We start from the raw sequence: 21,578 nt of genomic DNA on the forward strand, positions 1-21,578 counted from the left end.
CTGTTTTTATCAGCGCTTAAATACGCCCATGACACAGCTTTTGTTTTGGCGACCAACTTTAAAGCGCATAACAATATCGAAAAGTTTAAGGAAATATATTGCGCAAAGTACAACTGGGTGTCAGAAGAAAATCTAAAGCCTTTATATAAACAAGGGCTGTATTATGTCGAGCGACAATTGGGCTAAGAGTAAAAGCAGGCGTTTTTACTCTTAGTCTAAATATCATGGCCCTAAATATCATTTTTCCACTTTATCTTATTCTTCTTAGCTCTTATGAAAAACGCGATATCGTTGTTTACCCAGTTCTTTATCTTAGGTTGCACTAGTTTTGGTGGGCCAGCCGCTCACTTAGGCTACTTTCGTAAAACCTTCGTTGAAAACAAAAAGTGGATTTCCGAATCTTCATATAGCCAGCTAATCGCTTTAAGCCAGTTTCTACCTGGCCCCGGATCTAGTCAGGTAGGATTCGCTATAGGCCTTCATCGTATGGGCTTACTTGGAGGAGTCTTGGCTTTTGTAGGGTTTACCCTGCCTTCTTTCCTAATCATGCTGCTAGTAGCCGTGGGTTTAACGAGCTTTGGTTCCAACGCTATTCTAGATTCTCTTATTCACGCATTTAAGTTACTTGCAGTTGCGGTAGTGGCTGACGCAGTATTATCGATGGGGAAGTCCTTTTGCCAAACTAAAACAACGCAACTACTGGCATTCGTTACATGCCTCATCATATGGCTTTTCCCCATTCCGTTTGTACAAATACTCTGTATTTCGGCTGCCGCAATGTTTGGTTTATTTTCTTTACGTAGCAAGTCTGTAGAGAAAGCTGGCCGTATCGGTTTGTCATTTTCATTCAGTACATTATTTTTTATTGTGCTCTTCGTTGTGTGCCTATCCGGCGCTCTAGATGGCTTTGCCTTGTTTTCTGAAACCTTCCTCGCTGGTAGTTTAGTCTTTGGTGGTGGCCATGTGGTGCTGCCTTTACTACAAGATTATTTCGCCCAATCCATAGGACATGAAAGCTTTATCACCGGTTATGCGGTCGCCCAAGCGTTGCCAGGGCCCTTGTTCACTTTCGCAACGTACTTAGGGGCGATGAGTTACGAGAGCCCGCTAATAGGCGCATTTATTGCTACATTGGGGATTTTCTTGCCGGGGTTCTTACTTGTCTTAGCGTTTAACCAACACTGGAAAGTTTTGGCCGAGCATCCAAGAGTGTCGGGTGCCATTGTGGGTGTTAATGCAAGCGTGGTGGGTTTATTAGCAGCAACGCTCTATAGCCCTGTATTTATTACTTCTGTAAAAGAGCCTATAGATATGGCCGTTGTCGCAAGTATTTTTGTTTTACTGCGTTCCTTCAAACTGTCAATTATTCGGATCATTCTATTGGTTCTTGTTTATGGTTTGTTACGTGCTTGGTTTTCATAAAGTAGTGTAATAAGCAAAGCCACTAAACAATCGTTACTTCCACTGCCAGGGTTCTTCTTCAATGTATTTCTAGTCAAAGGTTGCACTATCTATTAATATATATATGTGCAACTTGAGGATGATTATATGGCCAACCCAAATGTTACGTTACGAGTTTCTGGCAGCTTACGCAGCCACTTAGAAGAATGTACCGGCTTAAACGGAGAATATGAGACTCCCAGTGAGTATTTACGAGATCTTATTCGTAGAGATATGGAGCGGAAAGATTCGGCTAAGTGGGAACGTGTTAGGTCTTCTTTAAATGAAGGCTTGAGATTTGAAGAAAGCGAATTTAAACCAATAAAACGAGATGAATTTAAAAATAGAGCTTTGAAAAGAAATGGCCTAAAAAATGACGATTGAAGCTAAATACTCCCCTTTAGCCATGGCTCAGCTAGATAGTATTTGGGATTATGGTTTTCAACGATTTGGAGAAAACCAAGCTGACAAGTATATTGATGGGCTTTTTGACGCTATAGATGAAATTTCAAACACCGGTAAACACAATGGTTTAAGACCCCGAGTTTTTCCTCTTGATATGATCTCAGACATCACAACTGAAAGTATTCATTTTACTCGTTATGAGAATGAGGTGATTTACCTGAAGGAGCTTAAAAGTGGTGGGGTAGGTGTCATAAGTATACTTGGTGTAAGAATGGATACGCCGAATAGGCTCAAGGAGATATTGGCTAACCCGTTATCGGTAATTTAATAAAGCTGCGTGCTCAAAGTCAAAAATCTGCGACAGCCTTAAATCAGGACAATGAGGCCATATTGATAATGGCCTATTAGGTGTGCCTGTGGCACTTTAACGGCCAAGCCGACCATGTCTGTTAAAAACAGGCTACGATTGAAAACTTCATACCCCTAGCCAGACATTGCTTACTTATACCTAGCTTTCCTCGCGATAGCATTCGCAGTGCTTTGATAAGGCGAAAACTCTTCAACATGGGTTTTGTTCTCTTTAAATTTTCCATGCTTGGCGACAGCTCGGTCCGGGTAGACTCTTCGGTGAGCCGGGTATTCCATGCTGAGTCGAGAGTATTGGGGTTGTGCTTGTTTAGATAGCATCCATTCTAAAAAATCTTGCGCGAGTTCTTTATTGTCGGAATCGGCTACGACGCCTGCGCCGGTGATGTCGATATGCACACCGCCGTCTTTCTGTTCAGGCCAGAAGAGTTCTATTTTAGAATTCGGGTGAGTCAAAAGGTGACGAGGCAAGTAATAGGAGTAGGCGATTGTTAGCTCACAAGCTCCTGTTTCCAGTGCAGTGAATAATTCCAAGTCGTCCGACATAGGTGAATGGACGAGATTGCTTACCCAGCCTTTCATTATCGTCTGCATTTTTGCTTCGCCATAACGGTGGCTTAGGTCTGCTAGCAGTGATTGGGAATACTCAGTTCTTGATGAGCGTAAACACAGCTTGCCTTTCCATTTACTATCGGCGAGAGCGGCGTAGGTGTTGGCATAAGTCTGCAGTTCAGATTCGCTAAGCTTTTCAGGGTGATAAGCAATCGCCTGGGCGCGTTTCGCTATTGCAAACCAGTCATCATCTTTTGAACGAAGGTGTTCAGGCAGTGTTTTTTTCAGGATACGAGAAGAGATACTGGCAAGCACGCCTTTTTGAGAGGCCAGTGACAGATTGAGTGCGCCTGTCGTTAGGAAGATATCCGCTGGACTTTCCTCTCCTTCAGCTTCGAGCTTTCGGATGAGTGCTTCACTACTGTTGTTAATGATGTAGCTGACCGAAACGCCTGATTCAGAAGCGTAGCGATTGAACATCGGTGTTAGATAACTCGCATTACGCGATGAGTACACCATAAGCTCTTCGGCTTGAGCGGGGGTGAAGCAGAAAGGAAGGCTAATACTTATCACCAGCAGTTTAAGTGGTCGAAAAAGTCTCATGTTTATGTCCGTTCGGGTGCGATGGTATTGAATAAGGCTTGCTTATGATGGGGATGCCCAGCGACGAATTAGGTTGTGATAAAGGCCGCTTAAGGTCGTGACTTGATTATGGTCAGAGCCAAGTTCCGCGCTTAGGTTTTGAATGCTTTGGTCGAGTTCATAAAGCGTTTGTCTTTGGCTATCTTCACGCACCATGCTTTGCGTCCAGAAGAACGATGCTAGGCGTTGCCCTCTTCTGACGGGGCTAACCTGATGCAAACTGGTGGAAGGGTAGAGCACCATATCCCCCGCTTCTAATTTGACACTTTGTATGCCGTACTGAGTATGAATTTGGAGCTCGCCACCTTCATATTCTTCTGGCGAATTCAGAAATAAAGTGGATGAAACATCGGTGCGCATTGTTTGAGCGGTGCCCGGTATTTGCATCAGGGAACCATCGATATGATTGCCGTAGGTTTCGCCTTCTCCGTAGCAATTAAATTTTGGCGGGAAGATTTTGTCAGGCAGTGCCGCAGAGATAAAAACAGGATGTTGAGATATCTTGCGCAGAATTTCACGGCCCAGTTGTTGAGCGGTGTCGCCCAGGTCATCGAGTTGACGATTGTGTTTGACGTGAATAGCGATGCCACCGGCGGTTTGGCTGCCATCACGCCACGAGGATTTATCCAGGGCACTTCGGAATTGCTTCACTTCTTCGCTTGATAACACTTTGGGAATGACGATTAGCATAAAGGAGTCCCCAGCTTTCTAAGGTTTGCATGACGAATTTCTTGGATTGTACGACAGCCCGTCATCGCCATGGTGTATTCAAGCTCCTCTTTGAGTAGCTTGATCAGGTGAGCGACACCTAAGGCACCGGCAATGCTTAAGGCATAGACTTGCAAACGTCCAATCAGAACGGCATCAGCGCCTAGGGCAATGGCTTTGAATATATCGGCACCACTACGAATGCCACTGTCAAAAAGAATCGGGTAGTCATCACCCAAGGCTTGGCGAATGTCGGGTAGTACCGTCAAGCTTGCGGGTACGCCATCCAGGGCTCTGCCGCCATGGTTTGACACGACGATCCCTGCGATGCCTAGATCTTTTAGGTAAGTAGCATCTTCAGTGCTCATAATGCCTTTTGCCCATACCGGGACATGGCTGATCGCAATGATTTTCTTAAGCAGCTCGAGTGAAACAGCCTTTTGAACATGCTGCTGGAAAATGCCGGCTGCTCCAGCGCTTTGAACGCCGTTATTTGGGTAGTCACTTAGGTTGACTGGCTGTAATTCTTTCGGCATTTGAAAGCCGGATCGTAGTGTTTGGTGGCTGGGTGCTTGTAGTGGTGTGTCCAGTGTTAGCATAATGGCCTGATAACCGCTTAGTAATGCTCGTTGAAGCAAGTGTAGCGTTGCCTCTTCACTGTCTTGTGCATAGAGTTGAAACCAGCGAATTGCGCCTGGCTCACTTGGGGCGGTTTCCTCTAGTTTAACGCTGGCTAAGGTGCTAGAGATTAAACCAATACCCATGGCATCGGCGGCATGCGCAGTGGCTAGCTCGCCATCCGGGTGTACGAGTTTTTGATAGGCGACTGGTGCGAGCATAAAAGGCACGCTCAAGTCTGCTTCAGCAAATTTGATATCTGTCTTACTAGTACTCATGTCTTGCAGCAGACGAGGCTGCAATGCAAGTTGTTCGAAGGCGCTGCGATTGCGGCGAAGACTTAGGTCTTTCCCACTACCGTTGGCAATATAGTTGAATCGGTCTTTGGCAATAAAGCGTTCAGCCAAGCTCTCGTAGTCCTGAGCGCAACAGACCTCCGCGGGAATATGATCCAAGGGGGCGAGTATCGTTGTTTCCTGCATCGCTATATATTCTCTTGATGATAAAAAGGGGAAAAGTGGGTGGCAGTTCCACCCACTTTTTAGTGCAAGAGGCTATAGACTAAAGTCAAGCGTCACGCGTGCGTTGCGACGGTCGCCGATGTAATTAAAGGCGCCGGATCGGTAAGCGGCCAAGTAATAATCGGTATCGAAGATGTTGCCGACATTAAGACGCAGGCTTAGGTCCTGGCTATGCTTGTAAGTCGCGAAGGCATCAAAGACTGTGTAACCTGGAATACCTCTTTCTTCATTCGCTGCGGTATCAGGTTGGCCGACAAAACGCTCGTCTTCATAAGTGGCTGTACCACCTATCGCCCATTGTGGCGTAGCCTGATATTTCACATGTAGCGAAGCAGAGGTATATGCAAAGTTTGCTAGGGTTTTTCCTTCATCCTCTTCGTTAATGGATTCCAATACTTCGGCATCCATCACAGCAATACCTGCAGACATACTGATTTTGTCAGTGATATTCCCCGTTAAGCCAAGTTCGATACCTTCTACTCGGTTCTTGCCTGTGTTCAGTGAGCCCAGCGTGCTATAGCTATCGCCAGAGGGGCTCTCCATCACATCATTTTTTGTGATGCGGAATAGCGCGGCTGTCGCAAGTAACTTGCCATCGTTTAATTGCCACTTCGTTCCAACCTCAATGCTTTGTGTTTTCTCCGGGTCACCTAATTGAGGGTCGCTGGCATCGACACAGATACCACCATAGCCACAGCTAGTGCCTACATCCGACTCACCACCATTCAAGTTGGTTGCAGTCGAGAAGCTGGCATAGACGTTTGCATTGTCCATAAACTGATAGCTGGCACCGATATGGCCGTTCCAATAGCCACCGTCGTCAGCAAATTCAGTCCACTCACTTTCTAAGGGGCCGCTTCGGCCATCCGGGTCATAGTTTGCGAAGGTGCTGTAGTCGTAATAGTCGTAACGAACGCCACCAAAGGCTGTCCAATTATCACTTAACTCGACGGTATCCATGAAATAGAGCGCAAGGGTTTCAACATTCCAATCTGAGTCTTTATCACCTTGGGCAATATCTCGTTGAATCAATGTATTGAGGTCTGTCGCGGTATTACCATTTTCGTCTGACCAACAATAGCCTTCCCCAACACCACGTCGACCTGAAGTGAAGCAGTTTGAGGCTCCTTCAGAAGTGTAGCTATAGACGCCGTTGATAACCGTTTGGTCGGTATATTCGACACCAATCACGATGTCATGAACTGTCTCGCCGAGTTCTTTTGTAGTCAGAAAATTAAATTGATTGGCAAAATAATCAACGTCTTGCCAGCCTTGATGAGTACTTAACGAAGCAGTTTCAAAGCCATTGGTATCATTCGTAGCATCATCAAGTGTTGGGTAAGCTGTTGTACCTCGGGCTCCTGTCGCAACATAACCATTCTCGGTAATACCGTAGCGAGTCAGATTCACAATGCTCGAAGTTGGGCTAAATTCATAACCAACACGCAGCGTTGCAGTACTGGTTTCAGATTTCAGAAAGTCCTCATCTTGCACATAAGAAGGGATATCTTTAACAGGTTTGCCGGTATCACCATCTATGTAGGTACCTAAGTCCGGGCTATCTTCGCCTCGGAAATGATAGACATCCGCAACGATTTCTAGCTGATCTGTTACCTGGTGAGATAGTGAGATTGCTGCACCTGCGCGATTTCGGTCAGCCGGGTCACGGTCGGGAACATTTTCACCTGACTTAAGCAGGTTAACACGTAGGGCAGTGTCATAATCAATGACCTGGTTGATATCAGCCGTGACGCGGTGGTGCCAATCGGTGCCGATACCGATAGAGCCTTTCGCAAAGTCATACTCGGTGCTTGCACGTTTGGTTGCCGAGTTCACCGCTCCACCTGTTGTGCCGCGCCCTGCAAAGCTCGCGCTAGGGCCTTTACTGATTTCAACTTGCTCAACAGCGAAACTTTCACGAATGGTCATGCCCGGGTCGCGTAAGCCGTCGACGAAGACATCACTGCGCGCTTCATGACCACGAATAACATAGCGGTCACCAAAGGCATTTCCGTTTTCGCCTGTTCCCAGGGTAATGCCAGGCTGACCATCCAAAATAGTGCGCAAGTCACTACGGCCAGACTCGGCGACCTGTGTAGTCGTCACAACATTTATTGTTGCCGGAGTTTCAGCCAGTGTTCTTGTTCGGCGAGGGTCAGAAAGGCGTTCCGCTAGGTAAGGGGAACCTGGTGTCGCATAAGGGTTTGTGTCGGGTGTGACAGACTCTTCAATTTTAAGCTTATCAAGCTTGATGCTTTCTGGAGTGGGCTCTTCAGCGCTTGCCATACCCGTCATTAGAGCACCGGATATCGCCAGGGCTAATGTTCCAGAAGAACGAGTCGTAGAAAAAGTTTTCGGGTTTTGTGTAGTGTGGTTTGTTTCCGAGTCTCGGGCCGGATTATTAATGTTGTGAGACATGATACTTCCTTAAAAAAGCGTGTTGGATGAGTTGAGTGAAAATTCAATCGGCAAGGTAAGGTCGAGACCGTCCTTGCTCAATTCTTCTGGTATCGCTGGAAAGGGGGTAGCTCGTAGCAGCATGTCTAGAGCTTCCTGATCCAGGCGAGGGTCTCCCGAACTTTTTGTAATCCTTGGTCGTTTTAGACGACCATTTGTTTTTAGATAAAAATTAACGTGAACAGTGCCGGTCACACCTGCTCGACGGGCGCTTCGTGGGTAGCGTTTGTGGCGCGCAGCATGGGCGAGAATACGAGAAAGATAAGTTTGCTGAATAGCTGGTTTACCTCCTGTCGTAGTGCTTTTCCCTGTTCCCGTTGCTTTGATAGTTGCTCGACTGTTTTGTTTACTATCAAATATGTCTTCCTGAGTTTTGCTGTCTTCAGCCTGCTTTGTTTCTGCTTGCTTAGTTTCTGGTTGAGTCGTTTCTAGCTTTTTAGCCACCTGCTCAGGAGCAGGAAGCTCGGCTGGCAGATCTGTTTGCTTCTTCTCCATATCAATTGTTTCGACGGGTGTGGGTTCTTCTATTGTTTCTTCTATTGCTTCAAGCGCTGGTTCGATTTCTGCGACTTCGTCTGGTGTTTGGGTTTCTTTGATATCGACAAGCTCTTCTTGAACTTGCTCGTTGGGTGCTTCTTCACTTGAGGCCGCGGCACTGGTATCCACAAAGCTTCCTGCCAGACCCAGGCCTGCTATTAAGCCGTCTTCACCTGCTTGTTGAGCTCCGCTTATGGCAATAGTAGAGGGCAAGCTATAGATGCTATAAGCTAGTGCCAGGGAAAAGTGGAGCGCGATCGCAAAGAGACTTGCTGTTGTTATGTGAGCACTTTTGATCTTCATGGCTGAATCGTCTGAATGCTCAGGCTTTCCATGCCGTAAGTTCGTGCCAGCTTTAGCACCGGGTCTAATGCAGAAGCGGGAAGCTGGCGGTGAATGCGTATACTCAGTTCTGTGATCGTCTGATCAGAAAACACTTTGCTAAGTTCGTCATTAACTTGCTCACCTTCCAGTAAGTATTCTCCATTTGCATGAATTTCCAGTACCAGCGTCTTCGCGTCCACTTTCTGATCATTTTGTGAATTGGGCAATTCCAGGCTCTTGCTTGGCGATTTAATCTGACCGGCCACCATAAAGAAGATCAATAACAAGAAGACGATATTGATCGCAGGGACCATATTACCGTCCAGGTTAAGGCTATTGTTATTGGACGCTTCGATATGAATAAGCTTCATCGCGATACCGACTCGGCAAGGTTGAGATTGCTCACGCCCTGAGCACGGCAAAAATCAAGAACAGACACCAAACTTTGGATATCAACTTGGCTGAGTGCCGCAACAATAAGAGAGCTCTGCTGCATCGCAATATCCTTTAAGCCCTCGCTGAGAGCTGCATCGCTAAGTGAGTATTGGGTGCCATTTAATTCGAGCAAATTCCTATCGAGAATCAACAGGCGGTTTTGTTCTGCACTTGAGTGCGCGCCCTGAGATAACTGCCCAAGTTCAATTTGCCGAAATTGACTGAAGCTAGAGGTGAGCATAAAGAACAGCAGCAGGATAAACACCACATCAATGAGTGGGGTTAGGCTGACGAGGTTCTTAGGTTTTGTTTGAACCTTAAGCAACATGAAGAGTCTCGTTCACCATCTTGGTAGGGCTGTCGTTGGTAGGGGTGTTGTTCGCAGAGAACTTAGTGAAGACACGACTTACCGAGTCATTGATGTGATGGGCAACACGCTCGGCTCGACGGTCAAACCAGGCATAAGCTGCCGCAACGGGGATAGCGACGGCTAAGCCAGCGGCTGTGGTGAGCAAGGCTTGCCAGATACCGCCTGAGAGTACAGCGGGGTCGACATTGGATCCGGCTGACTGCATTTGCTGAAAGGCCTCAATCATACCAAGCACGGTTCCCATCAAACCTAGTAATGGGCTTAAGGTGGCAATGACTTCCAATGGCTTCAGCAATCCGCGCAAGTCCATGATGATTTGATTGGCTTGGCGTGTCAGCTCTCGCTCAAGAATGTTTTGATCTTCGTTGGCTAGGTGACCATCCATGGCATGAAGAACTAGCTTTGGAATGGCTTGCTTATTGTCTAAGGTATTGAGTGCCTCGTCATAACGGCCTTGTTCCCATGCGGACAAGCTGGCTTCCCACTCTGCACTTTGTTCGACCTTCGCCGAAAAGTACTGCCAACATTTCAACAAAACGATAGACAGGGATATTACCGAAAGGGCAAGAAGAATCCAGACGACTGGGCCACCGATATTCAATAGTTCAATCAGAGGGTCAAGCATATTAGCGTTCAAGTTACTTGCTTGGTTGGGAGTAATTTCGGCTTGCATGTGGGGGGATTCCAAATAAATCATTATTAATAATGCAAATGATAATGATTATCATGAAGCATTGCAATAGAGGTGTTATGACGGGAGAATTATCTGCTGAGGAGCCCCTCGTTGGTCGGCAGGGGGCTCCATGCCCAAATATCAAAAGTTGAATTGTTGTAGTGTTTGTTTAGAATGCTGGCATGACTAAACCCTTGCGTGCTTTATTTCACTACTTCCTGGCCCTTACGATGCTCTTTGCATCGAGCTTTGCCATGTTCCATGCAAGTGAACATCTTCGTTTGGATAATCCCGCGAAGCACGTGGAGAGCAGCTTTGCACCTTACCTGCTAAGTCATGACGATCATGTTCATCATCAGCATTCCAGTGGTTCTCAAGACCATGAGGAGCTTGCTACTGAGCATGCATTTGAGTCTTTGTGTGAAGCTTGTCTGATTGTTTCTTCCCTTACTGGCTGTGTACCGAGTGATGTCTTTTCCGGTTTAGTCTCTGTAGGCCTTAGCTATAAACGGCCCGGTCAGCAGGATGAATCAAACCATACACACCTTAGCTTTCTCGCTAGAGCGCCACCTTTTAAGGCTTAGTTTTTATTTCTAAAGTCTTATTATTTTATTGTGCGTCAGCACAGCGTTTTAATGTGGAGTTATGTATGAAGAACTACCTGGTTCAGTGTTTATTTGTTTGTTTAGTTATTTCCCTTTCTAGTCGTGTAGCGATTGCCTTTGAAGAAGAGCATGAAGCCCATGAACATGGTCATGCAACATTGACGGTGGTTCAGGAAAAGGACGAGTTGCAGATGGTGTTTAAGTCACCTGCGATGAATATTGTTGGTTTTGAACACCAGCCTAATACCGCTGAACAGAAGGCAAAAGTCGAAGCAGCTGAGGGCATTCTTAAAGATGCTAAGCGCTTATTTCAATTGAGCTCGAGTGCTGGTTGCGAATTGGAGCATGTAACGGTTTCTTCTGCGCTATTGTCAGGAGCGCATAAGGGGCATTATGACGAGCATCATGAGGACCACGATGACGAGCATCACGATGAACATGATGATCACCACGAAGCATCACATAGTGAGTTTGAAGCTGAGTATCATTTCGAGTGTAAAAATATCGCGGCACTGAAAGATGTAAAGGTTAGCTTGTTTGAACTCTTCAATTCTCTTCAGGAGGTTGAAGCACAGGTTATTTCAAGCGCAGGTCAGAGCTTACAGGAGCTTGATCACCGTAAAACGAGTATTACGTTCTAATATGGATGCTAAACAAGTACTGTTGAAAGTAGACAACTTACGCTTCCGCTGGCCTTCGGGCCAGCGGGATGTTCTCGATATCCCCAAGTTTGAAGTGCTTAGTGGCGAAGGTGTCTTTATTAAAGGGGAGAGTGGTACAGGGAAGACGACCTTGTTAAGCCTTATAGGTGGGATCAACCTACCTGATGCGGGTTGTATCGAGGTTTTGGGGACGGATATTAGCAAGCTGCGTCAGAGCCGGCGAGACCACTTCAGAGCTGATCATATAGGCTTTATCTTTCAGCTTTTTAACCTGATTCCTTATATGTCGGTAATTGAAAATATCACACTGGCATGTAAATTTTCTAAGTTGCGTACTCAACGAGTATTAGCAAAGTCGGGCAGCCTGGAAGAGGAAGCTTATCGCTTGTTATCGCAGCTTCAGCTAAATGATCGCTCCATGCTGACACGAAAAGTATCTGATTTGAGCGTTGGCCAACAGCAGCGTGTCGCCGCCGCCCGGGCCTTGATTGGCTCGCCGGAACTCATTATTGCCGATGAGCCGACCTCTGCATTGGATGCCGATACACGTGAACACTTTATTCAGTTACTACTAGAAGAGTGTAAGCAAAGTGGTGCGACCATATTGTTTGTTAGCCACGATGCTGGCCTGGAAGCCGCTTTTGATCGCAGTATTCAGTTAGGCGAACTCAACCGCGCTTGCGAACAGTCTTCAAATAAAGGGCAGGAGGCCGTGTTATGAATTGGGCACTGCTGATGAAGCTAACGCTGAAAAGTATCCTCAACCGGAAATTTACCAGTGGCTTAACCTTGTTTAGTATTTGTATCAGCGTTTTTCTATTACTGAGTGTCGATACGGTGCGTAAAGAGGCTAAGCATAGTTTTACCAATACGATTTCAGGCACAGACTTATTAGTCGGCGCGAGAAGTGGTTCGGTGCAGTTGTTATTGTATTCCGTTTTTTGTATTGGCAATGCAACCAACAATATCGGCTGGGATAGTTATCAAAAAATCTCTTCACACAAGTCGGTTGCCTGGGCTATTCCAATTTCACTTGGGGACTCTCACAAAGGCTATAGAGTGATGGGCACCACGCAGGATTATTTCAAACACTACCGCTTTGCTGATGACAGAGGGCTGGACTTCGAGCAAGGGAAGCACTTTGACGGGGTTTATGATGCGGTGATTGGTGCTGAGATTGCGGAAAGCTTAGGCTATAAAATTGGTGATCAGCTGACCTTGGCGCACGGTGTTAACGATACCGGGTTCTCCCGGCATGATGATAAACCTTTTATACTAACTGGCATACTTGCCCGCACAGGCACGCCTGTTGATCGAACGATTCATGTTAGTTTGGAAGGTATTGAAGCATTACATATTGATTGGCAGTCGGGTACACAATCTCGGAACAAGGTCACTGCAGAACAAACGCTAGAAATGGATCTTCAACCAAAACAAATCACGGCATTTATGCTGGGCTTAAAGTCGAAAATGGAAATTTTCCGTATCCAGCGAGCGATAAACAAATACAAAAAAGAACCCTTATTAGCTGTATTGCCAGGCCTTGCTTTGGGGGAATTGTGGCAGTTAATTGGTGTGGCCGAAAAGGCTTTGCTGATTATTGCAGTCTTCGTTTTATTGAATAGCTTCGTTGGCTTATTAACGGGTATTCTTAGCAGTTTAAATGAACGTCGGCGCGAAATTGCGATTCTCCGTTCTTTAGGTTGCCGGCCGAACCAGATATTTGTACTGCTGGCCTCAGAGTCCTTGCTGTTTGCAGTGCTTGGGTGTGCGCTAGGGTTGGCGGTATTTTTCGGTGCTGTATTGATGAGTCAATCTTTATTGCAAGGCTATGGCTTAACGATATCGCTGACTAGCTTCGGTTCTGAGCAGCTTGCCTTGGTGGCAGCGGTCGTCGGTATGAGTTTGTTAATCGGCTGTATACCGGGCTATCGAGCCTATAAACAATCTTTAGCTGACGGCATGTCGATCAAACTTTAGGAGAAAGTAAATGAAGCTACTAAGAGTGCTTTTAGTTGTGTTGCTTGTTGTCTCTCCGCTTGCTTTTGCAATAGGGAAAGACACGTATAAAGAGATATCCTGGGATGATTTAATGCCCGAAGGTTGGGAGCCTCCGGTGCCACAAGAGCAGGAGTTTTTCGAAGGAGAGTCTTTCGAAAGCGGCGCCTTTGAAGGTGAGTCATTCGAGGGGCAGGCTTACGATGGGGACCTAAACCCAATACCTGCTCAGGTTCAGGAGCCTGCACCAGTCGTGAAATCTCTTGATCAACAGAAACTCAAGATTCCGGGTTATATTATTCCTCTCAAATTCACCGCTGACTCGGTGTCGGAATTCTTGCTGGTACCCTATGTAGGAGCTTGCATTCATGTACCGCCGCCTCCTGAAAATCAGATCGTTTATGTGACTTTAAAAGAGCCCTTAATGACTAGTGAATTTTGGACGCCTGTCTGGGTAAGTGGGGTAATGAAGGCGAAGTTGTCGATGACTGAATTTGCGACTGCGGGCTACCACATGACTGATGCCATCACCGAGGTTTATGAGTATTAAATAGATATTTAGGCCCAGAGTAAGAACGCCAGTTTTTACTCCGGGCGGTATGGCACTTACTTAAACTGAATTTCACTTTTTTACAGTGGGTGCCTAGAAAAACATTATTCCTCTGTGCAGCAAAGCGCTCTGTGCCCTCTGTGGTTAAGGGCCTTAATCTTGAAGATCAAGACACCAAAAATGAATCCACCACAAAGGACACAGAGCGGCCGATGGTCTGCACGGAGAAAACCAAAAGAAGGGCCCTTAAATGAATGGCTCTTATTTAATCTGAATTGCACCCTATAGATAAACATGTATTCAGATTGAAAATATGCTTAAGCAAGTGCCGTTCTACTCTGACTCCAAATAAACTGACACAAAATTGTCACATTTAGTTGAGAGACTCACCTTCTCTTTTGAACTAGGTGACCCTCTTGTTTTCAGATCGACGAATTCGTACATCGTTAATCGCTATTGTTGCAGACTTGATATTAACGGCCATCAAGTTAGTAACATCGTGGATAACAGGCAGTACAGCGCTACTTGCTGACGCTTATCACTCCCTGTCTGATATTTTGGTCTCGCTTACCTTACTTTGTGGCATCTGTATTCGCGTTTCTGTCGAGAAAGGGCGCTTATCCATTTCTGAAGAAAAAGCGCATCAGCTGGAATCTATTCTGGCGATCATAATGTCCTGCTTGATTCTTTACGTTCCGGTAGAAATTATTCAGGAAATAAAATCCCAAGAGGCAGAAGATTTACAACATTTATGGGTTGGCATCGTAGGTATATTGTTATGTATAGCGATTGCTTGGTTAATGTCTCGTTTAAAAACCTGGGTAGGTAAAGAAACTAACTCCATGGCTCTGGTGGCGGATGGTTATCATAGTCAACTCGATGTATTTTCTTCAATTGCGGTCTTGCTTTCATTGATAGGTACAATGATAGGTATCTACCTCGATGAGATTGTCGCAGTGATTATTGCTGTGATGGTTACGATAGCCGGCCTTGAGCTTTTGATTTCGGGTATTAAGAGTTTGCTTACCGGTGCAGAGCTGAAGCAAGTATCGTTGATGGATAAACTGATGGATATGCCGTCGGTTCAGCACCTCCAGCATCATTCTAAACAGCTTAGAAAACCTGCAAACCTGGCGATATTTGCTGCATTGCTGGGCACTGCATATTTACTGAGTGGCTTTCGTATAGTGCCTCACGGGCACGTTGCCTATGGCCACCTCCTGCATCATTTTGATAATGAGCACTTGTCTCCAGGTTTATACTATAAGGCTCCTTGGCCGCTTGGAGGGCTAGTCATTCTTCAAGACCGTAATATTTTGAGTGTTGATACCGATAGTGCCCGTAAGAATATAGAGCAAGAAAGTTCTGTTGCCAGCGGTCTGTGGCAAAACAAAATTGATGGAAAAAGTCCTCAGGTGAAAGGCGAAGGAGAGTTCTTCCTAAGCCGTGATGAAAACCTGGTCGATATTAATCTAAAGCTGCACTTCTCGCTGGAACCTTACCATCAGTTGTTGCTCGATCCGGCAGTTCAAAAGGATATCCTTGGCGGCTATGCAGAATCTGCTTTGCTTACGCTTGCGGCAGAGAACGAGTACCTGACTTTACTTAATGGGCCGAGAAAGCCTTTAGAGAGTCGACTAAATAAGCTGATACGTGAAGACCTATCTGCTTCCGGTTTGGAGCTTCGTTACATTCGCTCTCATATCCAATCTATTAAAGCTCCTCCTAGTGTCGTCGATTCGCACTGGAAAAGATTCAATGCTTATCAAAAGATGCTAAAGGCTAAATTGAGTGCTGACTCCAAAAGCCAGGAAGATTTGGCGAATGCCAATGCAAAAGCCTTAGGAGAAGTTAATCGGGCTCAAGCAACGAAGGCAGAACAAATAGAGCGTGCCGAGGGAGATATCAATCGATACTTGCCTTTGCAAAGTTTATTTCAGAGCCAAACCGAAGCGCTTCATTATCAGAGCCGTCAAAATAACTTAGCAAAACAAGTTCAGGGTAAACAACTTACTGTGATAGACCCAAAGATTTCCAATCAGCAGCTTCGATTATGGTTACCGCAAAACGATCGTCGCTAACTTTCTAATACATGAGGTTAAGAGTGTGAAAAGAGTTTCCTGGATTCTTGGAGTCCTGATAATCATGGGCTACCTGCTGACGACTTGTCTGGTAGTGGTGAAAGAAAATGAAGCTGCCGTCATTATGCAGTTTGGGAAACCTGTTCGCACCATCACTCAAGCAGGGCTAAAGGTTAAATTGCCTGCGCCTATTCAGACCAAGGTATTTATGGATAAGCGAATGCAGTTACTTAAGCTACCTGCATCTGAATATGTGACAAGCGATCGTCGAAATTTAGTGATTCAGAGCTTCGCTTTATGGCGAATTTCAAAGCCTGAGCTTTTTCTGGGTAGTTTGCGTAATCTCGAAGTCGCACAATCGAGGCTGACCGATCTGGTGACGTCTAATATTGGTGCTGCAATAGGTCATGCGACCTTGAGTGGCATATTCTCTACAAGGCCTGACAAATCCAGTTTGCGAAGCATATTTGAGGAAATTACTGCAAATAGTGCTCCGGTTGCCTTACAGGATTACGGTATTGAAGTGCTTGCTATTCGCCCGAACCGTTTTGGTTTCCCTAGGCAAAATGTTCAGGCTATCTATGACCGTATGATTGCAGAGCAAAAACGTATTGCTGCTCGCTATCGTGCCGAAGGTACTGAAGAGGCTGAAAAAATTAAGGCTGAATCTGAACGAGAGGTACGTGAGCTTTTGGCTAAAGCGCATCGAGAGTCGCAAACCATGTTGGGTGAAGGGGAAGCCAGAGCAACCGAAATATTTACCGAGGCTTATGCCCAAGACCCGGAATACTACCAGTTTCGAAAAAGCATGGATTTATACAAAGACATGATGGGCAACGATACGACCTTGGTTCTATCTAGTGAGTCACCACTCGTTCAGCGCTTGTTGGAGAGCCCCGGAGCGTCAGATGCATATGCTAAGTGATTTAAGAAATATACTCGCGTCAAATAAGCATGTCTTGTGGGTGATCTTTTTAGGGCTCTTGCCTTTGATATATCTCTTAAGTGGCTTTTACTCTGTTGGTCCTGAGCAGCGTGGAATATTATTGCGATTCGGAAAGATAGTCGACGATCAGGTCTTGCCTGGCATGCATTATCATTTACCTTGGCCCATGGAGACGGTAGAGAAGATACAGGCGACTTCGGTACGCTCAATGGAACTGAACATGGTGGAGGAAACATCGGCGCCAATTCAGCGGGAACTGACAACGGGTGATCAGAACTTATTGGAGGTCAGTCTGATACTTCAATATACCATAGAGGAGCCTGGCATCTTTCGTACGCAGGCGCTCGACCCTGAAGCGCTGCTATTTGAAGTATCATCCGCTGAGGTGATCCAATATATCGCCAGCAAACCAATTAACGACTTGTTAACAACGGGTCGAATTCAATTTCAAAGCTATCTAAAGAACTCCATTCAACAGCAGGCACGGGACTTGAATTTAGGTATCAGGTTGACTGCGATCCAAATTAAAAAGCTGAAGCCTCCCGGTTCTATTAAAAAGAATTTTGATCAAGCAACGATCGCGAGAACGGAAAAAAGAAAAAGAGTTCAGGAGCAGAAAAGCATAAGAAACTCTAGAATGGCTCAAGCGCGAGGTGAGGCCAATGCCTTGCATCAATCTGCCAAAGCGACAATCGAAGAAGAAATACAGAAAGCCGAAGGTGCCAGTGCCAGCTTTATTAGTAATCTGAACGAATACCGCAAGAACCCAGACTGGGTGATGCAGCAATCTCGCTTAATAACGCTTAAGTCTCTATTAAGTGAATCTCGACTAATTGTGGTGCCCGCGTTATAGCGCTATAACGCAAGTGGCGCGGTGCGTTTTTATGTGGTTTTTCTGCTCTATATTGATGAAACCGTATTTTTTAATTCACATAAATGTCACTAAACTTTCACTTCCGCTCTGCAAACTTTCGCATGCAAAAAACATCTATTCTAAGATTTTTTATTTGAGGAAGAGTTACGATGAGTGTGAGTTCTAAGTTTACAAAAAGACCTTTAGTGTCGGCCATTTTTCTTGCAACCTTAGCGCTAGCAGGCTGTGAAGATGGTGATGATGGTGAGGCGGGTGCTGCAGGTGCAGCTGGTGTAGCAGGTGTTGATGGAACGAATGGTACTGATGGTACTAACGGTACAGATGGCGCTGATGGTGCAGACGGTAGCGATGGTATTTCTAACTATATTCCTATGGGGCTAAAGCGCTATGCAACAGCGCCAGTTGGTGCAGAATTCACCGGTATGTTCTTAAATACTGATGGCACATTATTCTTAAACGTACAGCACCCAAGTTCTTCAAATACAACTGCTGACGCAGACGGCAAGATTTTTGACAAGGGCACTGTAGGTGTTGTTGTTGGTGAAGACTTCAATAACTTCCCGGCTAACTTTGCTGCCTTGGATGCGCCAATTGCAACTGCTGATAAAGAAGTGGTTATGACAGCAACAGGTCGTTAGCAAGTTCTTGCTCAGCAAGAAGATACTTTGGTCGATGGCAATGAGATGGGTGATATTCTTGCTGCCGATGGCACGACTCTGATTAAGAGCTCTAATGACCCGGATTTTAACGGTGTTATCTCTGACGGTGGTACAGGCTTCTACCTATACACTAACTGGGAAGACCGCCCAGGAAGCATGAGCCGTATGAACCTAAGCAACCTTGGCGCAGGTGAGACGGGTTACCAAAATATATCTCTTGAAGGTATGTTAGATTTCTCTTCAGTTGATGGAACGTGGGTAAACTGCTTCGGTACTGTCAGTCCTTGGGGCACGCCTTTGACAGCAGAAGAGCTTTACTTTGATGACACGGCTGATTGGTTTGATGAATCATATCAATACTTCAGCAACCCTCAATCACTTGCTCAGTACTTGGGTTACCCAACTGACGGTTCTGGTGCATGGCCAAACCCGTACAAGTATGGCTACATTGTTGAAGTCGGTACGTCTAGCACTGCTGCAGACCCAGCGCTTGCAAACGTAGAACTAAATAAACTTGAGCTTCAAGGCCGCTTCTCTCACGAAAACAGCGTAGTGATGCCTGACCAGAAAACAGTATTCTTGAGTGATGACGGAACGGGTGTTGTGTTCTTCAAGTTTGTTGCTGATGCAGCAGGTGATATGAGCTCTGGTACTTTATACGCTGCGAAAGTCACTCAGACGAATGGTGTTAGCGATCCTTCTGAAGCTGCTTTTGCAATTGAGTGGATTGAGCTTGCGCACGGTGCTGAAGCTGATATCGAAGCTGCAATTGCTGAATATGATGTGGGCACACTTGCTAGCCCAAGCTATATTACTGATCAGCAAATCAATGATTGGGCTGAAGCTAAGCTTTCTCAGGATCTAGATGGCAGCGGTTCTGTTGCAGCTGATCCCTTTACTGATGACCGCCCTGCTTTCCTAGAGAGCCGTAAAGCCGCTGTTGCTTTGGGCGCGACGGGTGAGTTCCGTAAGATGGAAGGTGTCGTTATCAACTATGGTCTTGCAGATAACTGGTGGAATGCTGGTGCTGCTGATGGTGATCAGGCTTACATGTATATGGCTATGTCATCATTTGACAAAACAATGGCTGATGATGAAGGTGATATCCAGCTAGACGGCACTCACGGCCCATGCGGTGTGGTATATCGTATGACCTTGAAAGAAAACGCTGGCAACGTAGACGTTGATACTATGGTTCCTGCAATTGTGGGTGGCCCATACTACTCTGATCGTGATGTGAATGAGTGTAGTGTTAACAATATCTCTAACCCGGATAACCTAGCTGTAATGGACGACGGTCGTCTATTGATTGGTGAAGATACTGGGAATCATGAAAACAATGTTATCTGGGTATATGAAGATCCAGCACTGTAGTTTTCATTAAGTTAGTACTCTAAGAGTACTGCAAGGGGAGGGCGAATTGTTGCCCTCCTTTTTTCTCAGACACTAAAGAAATTCTTATGAAATATATTAACCTATTGGCCTTACTTGTTCTGATGAGTGCTTGTAGCAGTGATTCGAATACGAGCAAGAACAACACACAAAATGACCCTGATGCTGAAACAGAGCTATTAGCGAGTCTTAATTTCCCGACAGAGATTAATGAGGGAACATCAGGTCAGCTTCGTGCGACGGAAGATGGCATTACCTATAACAAAGAAGCGATTGTCCCTCCTCAGTGTTATACCAAACATGAAGCAAAGCACAATCCATGTATGGCTTGTCACCAGACACATCCTTTTGGCTCCAGCACAAACTATATGGCCGATGGCGTATTACAGGCAGAATATGCTTTCTCTGATGTTGGGGTGACCAATCATTGGAAGAACTTGTTTGAAGATAAGACTGAAAAGGTTGGTCAGATCTCAGATCAAGAGGTTATTGATTACATTAATACGGATAACTACACGCCTTTAATTGAGCAATTAGAAGCAAGTTCGGATTGGGAAGGCCCTATCCCAAAACTTGTAAATTTACAGCAAGGCGCAGATGCTTTTGACGACGAAGGCATTGCCAAAGACGGCAGCTACTGGGTCGCATTTAATTACAAACCTCAACCTAGCACCTTTTGGCCAACAAATGGCTCTACAGATGACGTAATGGTGCGCTTACCTGAAGAATTCAGAGCGGCTGCCGAGAGTTGTACTAACGATACCAGTGCTTATTCACGAGATACTTATTTAGCTAACCTTGCGATTATGGAAGCGGCGATTAAAAACCTGGATTCAGTATCCTTGCCACAAGTTGATGAGCGCGTATTTTGTACCGACTTGAATAATGATGGTCACCTTGGTGTGATTTACGAAATCGATAGACCCGCTTTCTATGTGGGGCAAGCGTCTGATGTAGCGGTCGTACCAATGCTTTACCCTGAAGGTGTTCAATTCCTTCATACTGTTCGTTATGTAGGCGTGTCAGCTGATGGTGATATAGGTGTGTCACCACGAATGAAGGAAGTGCGTTACATGCGCAAATTCAAATTGTTTGATGAGCCTGATTTGATTTCCATGTATGGCAACGAGCGACAAGAAAAGATTGATGAAATATTGCCGAAGTATATCAATCGTGGTGATCATGGGCTTGATAACAGCTTTGGCTGGATGATTCTGGGCTTCATAGAAAATGCCGACGGTTCAATGCGTAGACAAAGCTATGAAGAACATAACTTCTGCATGGGTTGTCATACCTCGATTGGCAGTACGATAGATCAGACTTTTGCATTTCCACGGAAGGTTACAGGCTCTGAAGGTTGGGGCTATATTAACTTGAAGGGCATGAAAGATGCGCCGGTAATGGGTGATACCGAAGGTGAAATCCTGGACTACCTAAAGCGAGTTGGTGGTGGTGATGAGTTTCGTGAGAACGGTGAAATGCTAGAGAAATGGTTTAATGAAGATGGAACAGTTAAGGAAGAAGAGGTGGTTGCCGCCGATGTATATGAGCTGCTAACGCCTTCTGTTCGTCGAGCACTTGATTTAAACAAAGCCTACATGACCATTGTTGCTGACCAGGACTTTATCCATGGTCGAGACGCGAACATTACGCCGGTGACAAATGTTTATAAGGAAGTGGATCCGGATACTGCGCCGACGCTACCAGCAGATAAACAGCGTATGAAAGATATTCGTTTGCAGTGGTAAGTGGCATATGAAATG

At 45.7% G+C, this 21,578-nt stretch carries 23 protein-coding genes; 15 read left to right on the forward strand and 8 right to left on the reverse strand.

What is annotated here, in order from left to right:
• The 4 genes from A3763_RS29790 to A3763_RS22980 form a co-directional block, all read left to right on the forward strand.
• The coding region (locus A3763_RS29790; protein ID WP_231872300.1) for a hypothetical protein at positions 1-186 on the forward strand (186 nt) is incomplete at its 5' end.
• A gap of 87 nt (positions 187-273) precedes the next feature.
• On the forward strand, positions 274-1,422 hold the full coding sequence (chrA, locus tag A3763_RS22970) for a chromate efflux transporter (RefSeq protein ID WP_068513329.1): 1,149 nt from the start codon (positions 274-276) through the stop codon (positions 1,420-1,422).
• 126 nt (positions 1,423-1,548) lie between these two features.
• Complete coding sequence (locus tag A3763_RS22975; protein WP_068513326.1) at positions 1,549-1,824, forward strand: hypothetical protein; 276 nt, start codon at positions 1,549-1,551, stop codon at positions 1,822-1,824.
• Positions 1,814-2,173: a type II toxin-antitoxin system RelE/ParE family toxin gene (locus A3763_RS22980; RefSeq protein WP_068513323.1), complete on the forward strand. Its 360-nt coding sequence runs from the start codon at positions 1,814-1,816 to the stop codon at positions 2,171-2,173. Before A3763_RS22975 ends, A3763_RS22980 begins: the two co-directional genes overlap by 11 nt.
• A gap of 170 nt (positions 2,174-2,343) precedes the next feature.
• On the opposite strand, the gene A3763_RS22985 is transcribed toward A3763_RS22980, so the two are convergent.
• The 8 genes from A3763_RS22985 to A3763_RS23020 form a co-directional block, all read right to left on the reverse strand.
• Positions 2,344-3,366: an extracellular solute-binding protein gene (locus A3763_RS22985; protein ID WP_068633865.1), complete on the reverse strand. Its 1,023-nt coding sequence runs from the start codon at positions 3,364-3,366 to the stop codon at positions 2,344-2,346.
• Between the two features lie 42 nt (positions 3,367-3,408).
• Entirely contained in the window at positions 3,409-4,095 is a 687-nt protein-coding gene (locus A3763_RS22990) for a Fe2+-dependent dioxygenase (RefSeq protein ID WP_068633867.1), read from the reverse strand.
• Positions 4,089-5,213 (reverse strand): alpha-hydroxy acid oxidase, encoded by a 1,125-nt coding sequence (locus A3763_RS22995; RefSeq protein WP_068633869.1) that lies wholly within the window; start codon positions 5,211-5,213, stop codon positions 4,089-4,091. The genes A3763_RS22990 and A3763_RS22995 overlap by 7 nt, the downstream gene beginning before the upstream one ends.
• 72 nt (positions 5,214-5,285) lie before the next feature.
• Entirely contained in the window at positions 5,286-7,670 is a 2,385-nt protein-coding gene (locus A3763_RS23000) for a TonB-dependent siderophore receptor (RefSeq protein ID WP_068633871.1), read from the reverse strand.
• A 9-nt stretch (positions 7,671-7,679) separates the two neighbouring features.
• Positions 7,680-8,549: an energy transducer TonB gene (locus A3763_RS23005; RefSeq protein WP_068633873.1), complete on the reverse strand. Its 870-nt coding sequence runs from the start codon at positions 8,547-8,549 to the stop codon at positions 7,680-7,682.
• Positions 8,546-8,941, reverse strand: a complete 396-nt coding sequence (locus A3763_RS23010) for a biopolymer transporter ExbD (protein ID WP_068633875.1) — start codon at positions 8,939-8,941, stop codon at positions 8,546-8,548. The genes A3763_RS23005 and A3763_RS23010 overlap by 4 nt, the downstream gene beginning before the upstream one ends.
• On the reverse strand, positions 8,938-9,333 hold the full coding sequence (locus tag A3763_RS23015) for a biopolymer transporter ExbD (RefSeq protein WP_068513304.1): 396 nt from the start codon (positions 9,331-9,333) through the stop codon (positions 8,938-8,940). Before A3763_RS23015 ends, A3763_RS23010 begins: the two co-directional genes overlap by 4 nt.
• On the reverse strand, positions 9,323-10,048 hold the full coding sequence (locus tag A3763_RS23020; RefSeq protein ID WP_068633877.1) for a MotA/TolQ/ExbB proton channel family protein: 726 nt from the start codon (positions 10,046-10,048) through the stop codon (positions 9,323-9,325). The genes A3763_RS23015 and A3763_RS23020 overlap by 11 nt, the downstream gene beginning before the upstream one ends.
• Before the next feature lie 182 nt (positions 10,049-10,230).
• On the opposite strand from A3763_RS23020, the gene A3763_RS23025 reads away from it, so the two are divergent.
• The 11 genes from A3763_RS23025 to A3763_RS23070 all read left to right on the forward strand — a co-directional run bounded on the left by A3763_RS23025 (position 10,231) and on the right by A3763_RS23070 (position 21,563).
• Positions 10,231-10,632, forward strand: coding sequence for a hypothetical protein (locus A3763_RS23025; protein ID WP_068513298.1), 402 nt, complete (start codon positions 10,231-10,233; stop codon positions 10,630-10,632).
• 65 nt (positions 10,633-10,697) lie between these two features.
• Positions 10,698-11,294, forward strand: a complete 597-nt coding sequence (locus A3763_RS23030) for a DUF2796 domain-containing protein (protein ID WP_068633879.1) — start codon at positions 10,698-10,700, stop codon at positions 11,292-11,294.
• Positions 11,263-12,036, forward strand: coding sequence for an ABC transporter ATP-binding protein (locus tag A3763_RS23035; RefSeq protein WP_231872301.1), 774 nt, complete (start codon positions 11,263-11,265; stop codon positions 12,034-12,036). Before A3763_RS23030 ends, A3763_RS23035 begins: the two co-directional genes overlap by 32 nt.
• Complete coding sequence (locus tag A3763_RS23040; protein WP_068633881.1) at positions 12,033-13,295, forward strand: FtsX-like permease family protein; 1,263 nt, start codon at positions 12,033-12,035, stop codon at positions 13,293-13,295. Before A3763_RS23035 ends, A3763_RS23040 begins: the two co-directional genes overlap by 4 nt.
• A gap of 10 nt (positions 13,296-13,305) precedes the next feature.
• Positions 13,306-13,863, forward strand: coding sequence for a DUF3299 domain-containing protein (locus A3763_RS23045; RefSeq protein WP_068506877.1), 558 nt, complete (start codon positions 13,306-13,308; stop codon positions 13,861-13,863).
• A 416-nt stretch (positions 13,864-14,279) separates the two neighbouring features.
• Positions 14,280-15,944: a cation diffusion facilitator family transporter gene (locus A3763_RS23050; protein WP_068506876.1), complete on the forward strand. Its 1,665-nt coding sequence runs from the start codon at positions 14,280-14,282 to the stop codon at positions 15,942-15,944.
• A 25-nt stretch (positions 15,945-15,969) separates the two neighbouring features.
• A complete protein-coding gene (gene hflC / locus A3763_RS23055; protein WP_156495284.1) occupies positions 15,970-16,869 on the forward strand; it encodes a protease modulator HflC in 900 nt (299 codons plus the stop codon).
• Positions 16,853-17,743, forward strand: coding sequence for a protease modulator HflK (gene hflK, locus A3763_RS23060; protein ID WP_068506873.1), 891 nt, complete (start codon positions 16,853-16,855; stop codon positions 17,741-17,743). Before hflC ends, hflK begins: the two co-directional genes overlap by 17 nt.
• Positions 17,744-17,913: 170 nt before the next feature.
• Positions 17,914-18,402 (forward strand): DUF839 domain-containing protein, encoded by a 489-nt coding sequence (locus A3763_RS27200; RefSeq protein WP_082880573.1) that lies wholly within the window; start codon positions 17,914-17,916, stop codon positions 18,400-18,402.
• A 27-nt stretch (positions 18,403-18,429) separates the two neighbouring features.
• Positions 18,430-19,797, forward strand: coding sequence for an alkaline phosphatase PhoX (locus A3763_RS23065; RefSeq protein ID WP_082880574.1), 1,368 nt, complete (start codon positions 18,430-18,432; stop codon positions 19,795-19,797).
• Positions 19,798-19,883: 86 nt separating this feature from the next.
• Positions 19,884-21,563, forward strand: coding sequence for a hypothetical protein (locus tag A3763_RS23070; RefSeq protein ID WP_068633885.1), 1,680 nt, complete (start codon positions 19,884-19,886; stop codon positions 21,561-21,563).
• Positions 21,564-21,578 lie beyond the last annotated feature (15 nt).

It is taken from the genome of Oleiphilus sp. HI0128 (genome assembly GCF_001635365.1).